The 608-nt window shown below is 46.5% G+C and carries 4 tRNA genes; all 4 read right to left on the reverse strand.

Going from position 1 to position 608, the window contains the following annotated elements:
- Positions 1–162: 162 nt before the first annotated feature.
- A tRNA-Gly gene (locus AAGS61_RS20885) sits at positions 163–236 on the reverse strand.
- Positions 237–251: 15 nt separating this feature from the next.
- Positions 252–328: transfer RNA gene (locus tag AAGS61_RS20890), tRNA-Arg, on the reverse strand.
- 17 nt (positions 329–345) lie between these two features.
- Positions 346–431, reverse strand: a tRNA-Leu gene (locus tag AAGS61_RS20895).
- A 59-nt stretch (positions 432–490) separates the two neighbouring features.
- Positions 491–566: transfer RNA gene (locus AAGS61_RS20900), tRNA-Lys, on the reverse strand.
- Positions 567–608: the final 42 nt, after the last annotated feature.

Genomic DNA, 608 nt, shown 5'->3' on the forward strand with positions numbered 1-608 from the left:
TTAGGCACGCCGCCAGCGTTCGTCCTGAGCCAGGATCAAACTCTCCATAAAAGAATTTGAGTAAGCTCAAATTTGCTGGCATCATGTTTGATGTCCAAAATTTTGTTTCTTATTCAGAAACATTTATTGTTAACGTTTTGCTTGTTCAGTTTTCAAAGTTCATGGAGCGGGTGATGAGAATCGAACTCACGACATCAGCTTGGAAGGCTGAGGTTTTACCATTAAACTACACCCGCATATTTTTATTTATATGGCGCGCCCGACAGGAGTCGAACCCATAACCTTCTGATCCGTAGTCAGACGCTCTATCCAATTGAGCTACGGGCGCGTATTTGTTAATTCACTTGGTGCGGCCGAGAGGACTTGAACCTCCACGGGGTTGCCCCCACTAGGCCCTCAACCTAGCGCGTCTGCCATTCCGCCACGACCGCATTTAATCTTGCGACTTTACTAGTATATACAACGCAAGTAAGTATGTCAAGACTAAAAATGGTGAGCCATGAAGGACTCGAACCTTCGACCCTCTGATTAAAAGTCAGATGCTCTACCGACTGAGCTAATGGCTCGGAAATGGCTGGGGTACTAGGATTCGAACCTAGGCATGACGG

It is taken from the genome of Lysinibacillus sp. KU-BSD001 (assembly GCF_042920265.1).
Taxonomy (GTDB): domain Bacteria; phylum Bacillota; class Bacilli; order Bacillales_A; family Planococcaceae; genus Lysinibacillus_B.